The sequence below is a fragment of the Aquiflexum sp. genome (assembly GCF_977115555.1).
The window spans coordinates 1-7,481 of record NZ_CDSBKL010000201.1; the positions used below are offsets into that span (position 1 = coordinate 1).

General features: G+C 42.9%; 4 protein-coding genes. 1 reads left to right on the forward strand and 3 read right to left on the reverse strand.

Annotation, left to right across the window (positions count from 1 at the left end; genetic code table 11):
• Positions 1 to 117: 117 nt before the first annotated feature.
• The gene (locus ACZFYI_RS12515; RefSeq protein ID WP_462524469.1) at positions 118 to 3,447 is read left to right on the forward strand and encodes a VCBS repeat-containing protein; all 3,330 of its coding nucleotides are present in this window, start codon (positions 118 to 120) and stop codon (positions 3,445 to 3,447) included.
• 69 nt (positions 3,448 to 3,516) lie between these two features.
• Here ACZFYI_RS12515 and ACZFYI_RS12520 read toward each other — a convergent pair whose 3' ends face one another.
• From ACZFYI_RS12520 to ACZFYI_RS12530, 3 genes are all read right to left on the reverse strand, one after another.
• Positions 3,517 to 4,857 carry a DUF2231 domain-containing protein gene (locus ACZFYI_RS12520; protein ID WP_462524470.1) on the reverse strand — a complete coding sequence of 447 codons (1,341 nt, stop codon included), beginning with the start codon at positions 4,855 to 4,857 and terminating at the stop codon, positions 3,517 to 3,519.
• A gap of 12 nt (positions 4,858 to 4,869) precedes the next feature.
• Entirely contained in the window at positions 4,870 to 6,378 is a 1,509-nt protein-coding gene (locus tag ACZFYI_RS12525) for a DUF1501 domain-containing protein (protein ID WP_462524471.1), read from the reverse strand.
• 1 nt (position 6,379) lies between these two features.
• Positions 6,380 to 7,481, reverse strand: a 1,102-nt coding sequence (locus tag ACZFYI_RS12530) for a DUF1553 domain-containing protein (RefSeq protein WP_462524472.1), incomplete at its 5' end; no start/stop codon positions are given.

The following is a 7,481-nucleotide window of genomic DNA, read 5'->3' on the forward strand; positions in this document are numbered from 1 at the left end:
TTTCAAAAGATTGGGGGGAAGAAAAAAAACACAAAAAAAATTTTAAAAAAAGCCAATCTGAAAAAAAAAATCCTGTAAATTGAAAAAATAGGGTCATAAAAATGAATAATAAATCTGATGAAATATTCCTGTTTTCAATTTTTTTTCTTTCCGCTTTTCATCTTGATTTCATGTTCCCAAAAAACCGAGATTCAAAAACAAGATTCACTTTTTATTAGTCTGGGTAGAGAGAAAACGGGGGTTGATTTTATCAATAAACTAACCGAAACAGAGGAGTTCAATATCATTGAATACCTCTATTTTTATAACGGTGGCGGAGTAGCTGTAGGTGATATCAATAATGACGGGCTATTGGATCTTTATTTTTCAGCAAACCAGCTTCCCAACAAACTTTTCCTCAATAAAGGAAACATGGTTTTTGAGGACATTTCTGAACAAAGTGGCGTGGCCTCCATCGGTCCCTGGAAGACAGGTATCAGCATGGCAGATATCAATGGTGACGGTCTTTTGGATATCTATGTCTGCAGGCTTGGAGATTGGAAAGGCGTTAATGGCAAAAACGAACTTTACATCAACAATGGCGATTTAACTTTTTCTGAAAGTGCAGGATCGTATGGATTGGACTTTCAGGGATTCAGTACTCAGGCTGCATTTTTTGACTATGACAAAGACGGCGACTTGGATATGTACTTGCTCAACCACGCTGTACACACAGAAAACAGCTATGGTAGGTCTTCTCTCAGGTTTATGGACAGCGGTCCTGCAGGAGATAGACTGTATCGAAACAATGCAGAAAAAGGAGAATTAAGATTTACTCCAGTGACCAACGAGGCGGGGATTTATTCAAGCCAAATTGGATATGGATTGGGAATCGGAATAGCTGATGTCAACAATGACAGTTGGCCGGACATATATGTCTCTAATGATTTCAATGAAAACGACTACCTCTATCTCAACCAAAGAGATGGGACATTTAAAGAATCAAGCCAAGATGCCTTATCCTATATGAGCAGGTTTTCGATGGGCAATGATTTGGCGGATTTCAATAATGACGGATGGGTTGACATTATCAGCCTAGACATGTTGCCGGAGGATGAAATCGTCCAAAAAATGTCAGCAGGTGAAGACAGTTATGAAATATACCAGCTCAAACTCAATTTCGGATATGGAAGACAAACCACAAGAAATAGCCTACAGCTCAACAATGCAAACGGTACTTTTTCGGAAATCGGCCAATTAGCCGGCGTCAATGCTACAGACTGGAGTTGGTCACCTCTGTTTGCAGATTTTGACAATGACGGCTGGAAGGATTTGTTCATTTCAAATGGGATCGCAAGAAGGCCCAATGATATGGATTATATCAACTTCATCACCAATCCAGAAGAAAAAGAGGGTTTGGTCCAAAAGCCAGACATCAGCGACCTGAACCTTGCAGGTCAGATGCCGCCCGGAGAAGTACCAAATTATTTTTTCAAAAATTCCGGCAACCTGACTTTTGAAAATGTAAGTAAGGCTTGGGGAATATCCGAAGCCACGATTTCAAATGGTGCGGTTTATGCCGACCTGGACAATGATGGGGACTTGGATTTGATCGTGAACAATATCAATCAATCCTCTGAAATATTTGAAAACAGGCTAAATCAGCTTCCCAATATTGGAAAGCAATCTTTTCTTAAAATCCGGCTTAAAGGGACGGGAAACAATAAATTTGGAATAGGAACAAAGGTGGAGGCATTTGGAAACGGAAAAAAAATCATCCAAGAAAACTTTACCGCCAGAGGCTTTCAATCTTCCGTTGCGCCTGAAATCAACCTTGGGTTGGGGGATATTCAAACCCTTGATTCTTTGAAGGTTTTTTGGCCATCCGGTAAAAGTGAAACCTTCTCGAATCTTGATGTAAACCTACTACTGACTGTGAATGAGGAAAATGCTTTAAACACCTCTAATCCCAAACAGGAAAAATCCGCCTCTGTACTCCTAAGACTTACATCAAAAGAAACAGGGTTGGATTTTTGGCACATTGAGGATGAATTCAATGACTTCAACAAAGAGCCTCTTCTGCCCCATAAACTTTCCCATGAAGGTCCCGGGTTTGCAATCGGAGATATCAATGGGGATGGTTTGGAGGATATATTCATCGGAGGTGCAAAAGGACAGGAATCAGCACTTTTTGTCCAAAATAAAACAGAAACATCCCACTTTTCAAGACAAGGTATTTTCAACGCAGAACAAAAATCAGATAACATCTTCGCCGCTTTTTTAGAAGGGGATATAACCGGATTTCCAGATCTCCTTCTGCTGAACGGAAAAAATGACTCCAATCCTTCCAATCAAAATAGGCTTTTTCTCAATCAGGATAAGGGAACATTTCCTGAAGCTATTGAACTTCCTTTGGATCCTGAAAATCAATATTCCGTTATGCTTCCGCATGATTTTGATGGCGATGGCTTGGAGGATCTATTTATAGGAGGAAGAAATTTCGCAGGAAAATATGGAAAACTTCCAAAGAGCTATATTCTGAAGAACTACGGAAAAGGCTCCTACTCTGACATTACTTTCAAAATTGCTCCCGGTCTTGATTCCGTCGGAATGGTCAAATCCGCTGCTTGGGTTGATTTGGACCGGGATGGAAATATGGATCTGGTTGTCGTTGGGGAATGGATGCCTATCAGCATTTGGATGCAGCGCGAAGGAAAATTGATCAATGAAACCGTAAAATTCGGACTGGAAAAAACTTCAGGATGGTGGAATTCTGTAACAACAGAAGATTTAAATGGTGATGGTTTCCCGGATTTGGTCTTGGGAAATCTGGGATTGAACAGCCGCTTAAAAGCTTCTTCTGAGGCTCCTGTAAGAATGTATGTCAAGGATTTTGATGGAAACGGCAGTTTGGAGCAAATCCTGACTTACCATAATAGCGGTAAAGAATATACCGTTGCCACGAGGGATGAACTGGTAAAGCAGATTCCTATACTCAAAAAAGACTTTGTCAGGCATTCGGATTTTGCCGGAAAAACAGTGGCGGAAATCTTCAGGAATTTCAAATTCAAAGAAGCCGTACTTTTCGAAGCCTTCAAATTCGAATCCGGGATTCTTCTTAATAATGGAGGAAAGAAATTCACTTTTCAATCTCTTCCTTTAGAAGCCCAATTTGCACCTGTTCACGCTATTCTGATAGAAGATTTGGATAACGACGGGATTTCTGATTTGCTTCTTGGGGGAAATATAACTGCTGTTTCACCCTATTTTGGTGCCTACCAAGGAAGCTATGGTTTGGCATTGAAAGGTATGGGAGATGGAAATTTCTCACTGATGGAAAATGGGAAATTGGGAATCCGGGGAGATATCAGACATATCAGATCCCTTGAAGTCAAAAATGAAAAATGGATTCTCTTTGTCAAAAACGATGGGGAGTTGGAAGTTTTTAAACTTAATTCTCCCAATTAATAAGCTAACTGATTTCCTGTCCGCATAAAAATATTGATCTATTGATAATTCTGAATTTTCAGGTCAATTTCAACTTCCAAAAACAACCTTCACTCCAGCAGCGCTTATTTTTTTCACCTTTACATCTTGAGGATCAATTGCTGTATTCCAGAGGTAAAGTGATTTGAGAGAATGGATTTCAGCCAATGTTTCCAAACCTGCTTCGCTGACTTTAGTCCCGTTCAGGTTTAAACTTTCAATTTTGGGTAAGCTCCTCAAGGCTGAAATTCCGGAATCTGAGATGGGATTATTTTCGATCCGTAACCTTTTGAGATTGGAAAGCTGCCCAATCAAAGCCATGTCAGAATCTTGGATTCCCGTTCCAGCCAAACTGAGCCAATAAATCTGTTCTTTGATGGGTAAAAGTGCCTTCAATAGATCTGTGGCTTTTTCCTTTGCCACATCAGATGGCAAGACGACATCTAGCGCACCTGTTTCATGGGAGAGAACTCTTACCCGAAAACCCATTTTCTCCAAGGTTTTTAAATAAGCCGTATCGATGCTTACCGCTATCATTTTCTCTCTTCCAAGAATATTTAGTCTAGGCTTTGCCCAAGCGATAATTTCCTCATCCGCATCCATCAAGGATACTTTGGGATCTGCTTTCCCTTTTGCTATCCACCAAATGAGTACTTGAATTTCCTCCTCCGTCAGAGGCTTTTTCCCTTCGGCAGGCATAAAATCATCATGATCAGAAGAAAGCGTTACTCTACGGATCAGCTCACTTTTTCCAGCATCTGCCGCAATAAATACCGGGCCGTTTTCTCCCCCTTTGAGCAATGTCTCATAGGAAACCAAATTCAATTCTCCTTTTGATTTTCCAGGTCGGTGACAACTTTGACATTTGCTTCGAAAAACAGGCTGAATCACATCTGTAAAAACCTCCGCATCCTCCACCTTGGCCAATACACGACCTTTGGTCTCTTCCGGCTTTTCACCAAAAGGTGCATAAGCAGTCAGATAATCTTCCCCATGAGTCAGGCTTCCGCCAAAATGTCCAGTAATGGAAAGGGCAAGGATCATAAGGCCCATGACTGCATAATTCAGCTTTTTGGTAAATCTTGATTCATTCTTGTTGACCCACCAAGCTATTCCGGAAACAAGAACTGTAATCCATCCAGCTATCAAATGAATATCCAAAAGGTCTCCGTCATAGCCACCAGATTGCGAAAGCATAAAACCCAAAACCGCTGCAACAAAAGCACTGATCGCACCCAAAAGCAAAGAAAAGTTTACAGCTTCTTGCATGGTTGGCTTTTTCCCCAAGGCCAGATAGGCCTTAAAAAAAACTGCAATGATCAAAAAACCTATAGGCAAGTGAACCCAAAGTGGATGAAATCTTCCGATGAAAGTAATCAGGTCTTGTGTCATATTCGGAATTTTCTATGTTAAAATCCCCTTTACCACATGACCCTCTACATCGGTAAGCCTAAATCTACGGCCTTGGTGCTTATAGGTGAGTTTTTCGTGGTCTATCCCAAATAGATGTAGAATAGTGGCCTGCAGGTCATGTACATGAACCGGATCTTTGACCACATTGTATCCAAAATCGTCTGTTTCTCCATAGGTAAAACCCGGTTTCACTCCGGCTCCACACATCCATTTGGTAAAGCAGCGTGGATGATGGTCACGGCCATAATTATCAGGAGAAAGCGTGCCCTGACTGTAGACTGTCCTGCCAAATTCCCCTCCCCATACGACAAGCGTATCTTCCAACAAGCCCCTTTGCTTGAGGTCTTTGATCAATGCTGCGGTAGCCCGGTCGGTTTTCTGGCATTGGTTTTTTATCCCTCCAGGCAAATTCCCATGCTGATCCCATCCCTGATGGTAGAGCTGGACAAATTTGACATCCTTCTCGATGAGCTTTCTCGCTAAAAGGCAATTGGCGGCATAAGTACCCGGATCACGGCTTTCCTCCCCATACATCTCATAAACCCAATCGGGTTCTTTGGACATATCTGTAATTTCAGGAACTGAGGTCTGCATCCGAAAGGCCATTTCATACTGTGCGATGCGGGCGCTGATCTCAGGATCGCCATAAGTATCCAACTGCACTTCATTCAATGATTTGAGGTAATTTAGCATTTCGCGCCTGTCCTTTCCGTCGTAATTTTCAGGATTGCCAAGATAAAGTACAGGGTCTTTGCCGGATCGGAATTGGATGCCTTGGTATTGGGAAGGAAGAAATCCATTTCCCCAAAGTCTGGCATATAAGGGTTGGTCCTGTGTTGCGTTTTTGGATACCAATACAATAAAAGCCGGCAGATTTTGATTATCCGAACCCAATCCATAACTCAACCAAGCGCCCATCGAGGGACGGCCCGGAAGCTGATGACCTGTCTGGAAAAAAGTAATGGCAGGATCATGGTTGATCTGCCCGGTTTGCATGCTTTTGATAAAACAAAGCTCATCCGCGACCTCCGCAGTATGTGGCATCAGTTCACTGACCCAAGCCCTGCTTTGGCCATATTGGTTGAATTTGAATGCGGAAGCAGTCATTGGAAAAGAACTTTGATCGGCACTCATTCCTGTAAGGCGTTGTCCATCTCTCACCGAATCCGGGAGTTCCAGCCCGTGAAGGTCCACCAACTTTGGTTTGTAATCATACAATTCCAATTGGGATGGTCCACCGCTTTGAAAAAGGTAAATCACTCTCTTGGCTTTTGGCATAAAATGAGGCAAACCGTCCAATCCATTGGCGGACTCCGAAAGCAAAGGTGGGGATTGGGGATTTCCAGCAAAAATCTTTTCCATGCCCATAAGGGAACCCAAAGCCAGGGAACCAAGTCCCAAAGAAGTTTTTGTCAAAAACCGCCTTCTGTCCATTTTCTTTTCAATCTCCTGAAGGTCTTTGTTGGAAGACCTGAGCGGGGCATCGTGATGGTGACTCATGTTATCTTTTGGTTAGAAAAGCATCTGAATTAATAATCGCACTCGCTGTGACGGCATTGGCTGCCAAATGGAATGGATCCAAGTCCGGAGGAATCCGATATTCCCCGGAAGTCAACCAGCCTTTCGTTTTATTTTGATCCGATTTGAATTTACGGTATTCATTTTCCCTCAATTCCATAAGAATCTGAAGCTCCTTAGGATTGGGTTTTCTTCCTGTCAGTTTGCGGAATGTGTCTTCTATGGACTTGGAAATTTCTGGATTATCCAACATTTTTTCTCCCAAAACCTTGGAAGCTTCCACAAAAGTCGGGTCATTCATCAGCACCAAAGCCTGAAGCGGCGTATTGGTTTCCTGCCTTTTACTAACCGAAACACTATGGTCAGGCGCATCGAAAATAGATAAGGTAGGATGGTGAACGGAGCGTTTCCAAATCGTGTACATACTCCTTCGGTATAGGTTTTCCCCTTTATCCTGCACATAGTTGGCTCCGTTGACTTTCCATAGACCCTCAGGTTGGTAAGGAAACACACTTTTTCCGCCGATTGCAGGATTTAACAATCCCGATGCAAAAAGGGCATTATCCCGGATCAATTCTGCAGGCAGACGAACCGAAGGTCCCCTTGCCAGAAAATAATTGTCAGGGTCAATTTCTTTTAGTTCAGGTCTGGTTTTCGAGGCTTGACGGTAAGTGGCAGAGGTGACAATCAGACGCTGCATGGCTTGGACATCCCAACCGGAATTTTGGAACTCCAACGCCAGCCAATCCAGCAATTCCGGATGCGAAGGCAATTGTCCCTGATTCCCAAAATCCTCGGAAGTTGCGACCAACCCGTTTCCAAAGTAATTTTGCCAAAAACGGTTAACTGCCACCCTTGCCGTAAGTGGATTCTCTGCATCCGTCAGCCATTGAGCCAATCCAAGGCGGTTTTTGGGAAGATCTTCCCGCATGGGCAAGACACTTTCAGGGGTATTGGGAAAAACCTCTTCACCACGCAGATTATATTCTCCACGGGTCAAAATGTAGGTGGGCCGCCTCTTGGTCCTGTCTTTCATCACCATCATCTCCGGAATCTGCTCCACAGAATCAGCGTAGGCTTTTCTC